We start from the raw sequence: 1,627 nt of genomic DNA on the forward strand, positions 1-1,627 counted from the left end.
GGTCAAGCCCCTGGAAGTGGTGTAGCGGCTGATCTTTCGAGTTGTGTTGGTTAGAAGGGTTGTTCGTCGGGCTTTTTGGTGGTGGGTTCGCCGGTTACGGGTTGCCATTGGTCGATGTCGTCGGGCCAGGGTGCGGGCCGGCCGTGGTTGTCCCACCAGCCGGTCTCGATGTTGTCGGCCAGCAGGGCGGCGTTGCGTTGTGCGCGTTCGGCCGGGTCGGGGATGGCTGGCTCGCCGGTCAGGTCGGTCATGCGGCGGTCTCCAGTTCGGGCAGGTCCGCGGCGGTAGCCGCGGTGGCGGTGGCTGTGATGGTTTTGCGGGCGCGGTCGAGGATGTCGAGGGCGAAGTAGCGGCGGCCTTCGGTCCATTCGTCGTGTTGTTCGGCGAGGACGGCGCCGACGAGGCGGATGATCGCGTCGCGGTCGGGGAAGATCCCGACGACGTCGGTGCGGCGGCGGATCTCCTTGTTCAGACGTTCGTTGGGGTTGTTCGACCAGATCTGACGCCAGATGGGCTGCGGGAAGCCGGTGAAAGCGAGCAGGTCAGCGCGGGCGTCATCGAGGTGTTCGGCCACCTTGGGCAGGGACCTGGCGACTGAGTCGAGCAGCTTGTCGAACTGGGCGTGCACCGAGTCCGGGTCGGGCTGGTCATAGACCGAGTGCAGCATCGTCTTGACCGCCGGCCACGCCGACTTCGGACACACTTGCATCAGGTTCGCGGCGTAATGGGTGCGGCAGCGTTGCCAGGTGGTGCCGGGCAGGTTCGCCGCGATCGCGTCGACGAGCCCGGCGTGGGCGTCCGAGGTCACGAGCAGGACGCCGGACAGGCCGCGGGCGACCAGGTCAGCGAAGAACGCGTTCCACGCCTGTTTCGTCTCGCTGGTGGCGACCTTGACACCGAGGACTTCGCGGTGCCCGTCGGCGTTCACGCCGGTCGCGACCAGCACGACGGCTTTGACGACCCGGCCGTGTTCGCGGACTTTCATGGTCAGCGCGTCGGCGGCCACGAACGTGAACGGCCCCGACTCGCCCAGCGGGCGGGTGCGAAACGCCGCGACCTGCGCGTCGAGGTCGGCGGCCATCCGCGAGACCTGTGACTTCGACAACGAGCTGATCCCCAGCGATTGGACCAGCTTGTCCATCCGGCGCGTGGACACACCGAGCAGATAACAGGTCGCGACCACGCTGACCATGGCGGCCTCGGCCCGTTTACGCCGCTCGAGCAGCCAGTCCGGGAAGTACGAACCGGAGCGTAGTTTCGGGATCGCGACGTCGATGGTGCCGGTGCGGGTGTCGAGCTCGCGGTGCCGGTAGCCGTTACGGGAGTTGACCCGCTCCGGCGAACTCGTGCCGTATTCGGCGCCGCACACCTGGTCGGCCTCCGCCGACAACAGGCTGTTGATCACCGTGGACAGCAAGTGGCGCATCAGATCCGGTGACGCGTCGCCCAAGGCTTGGCCGAGCAGGCCGGCAGGGTCGATGATGTGTGGTGCGGTCATCGCGATGAGTCCCTTTCGAGAGTGCTGTGGAAGGTGCACTCGAAAGATCACGCGATGGCCGCGCTCTATACCGGACAAGCTGTCCGACGCTCACGCCACCCGCGTTACACCACTATCAGGGACTCCACT

The 1,627-nt window shown here is 66.6% G+C and carries 2 protein-coding genes; both read right to left on the reverse strand.

Annotated features, from left to right (window positions below):
* Nucleotides 1-50: 50 nt before the first annotated feature.
* Nucleotides 51-251, reverse strand: coding sequence for a hypothetical protein (locus HH310_RS42965; RefSeq protein WP_169181545.1), 201 nt, complete (start codon nt 249-251; stop codon nt 51-53).
* The gene (locus HH310_RS42970) at nt 248-1,498 is read right to left on the reverse strand and encodes an IS256 family transposase (protein ID WP_169181546.1); all 1,251 of its coding nucleotides are present in this window, start codon (nt 1,496-1,498) and stop codon (nt 248-250) included. Before HH310_RS42970 ends, HH310_RS42965 begins: the two co-directional genes overlap by 4 nt.
* Nucleotides 1,499-1,627: the final 129 nt, after the last annotated feature.

It is taken from the genome of Actinoplanes sp. TBRC 11911 (assembly GCF_012933445.1).
Classification (GTDB): Bacteria; Actinomycetota; Actinomycetes; order Mycobacteriales; family Micromonosporaceae; genus Actinoplanes.

Excerpts from the sequence above, each read along its gene's own strand:
- HH310_RS42970 (WP_169181546.1), bottom strand. The coding sequence starts at position 1,498 with ATGACCGCACCACACATCATCGACCCTGCCGGCCTGCTCGGCCAAGCC.
- HH310_RS42965 (WP_169181545.1), bottom strand. The coding sequence starts at position 251 with ATGACCGACCTGACCGGCGAGCCAGCCATCCCCGACCCGGCCGAACGC.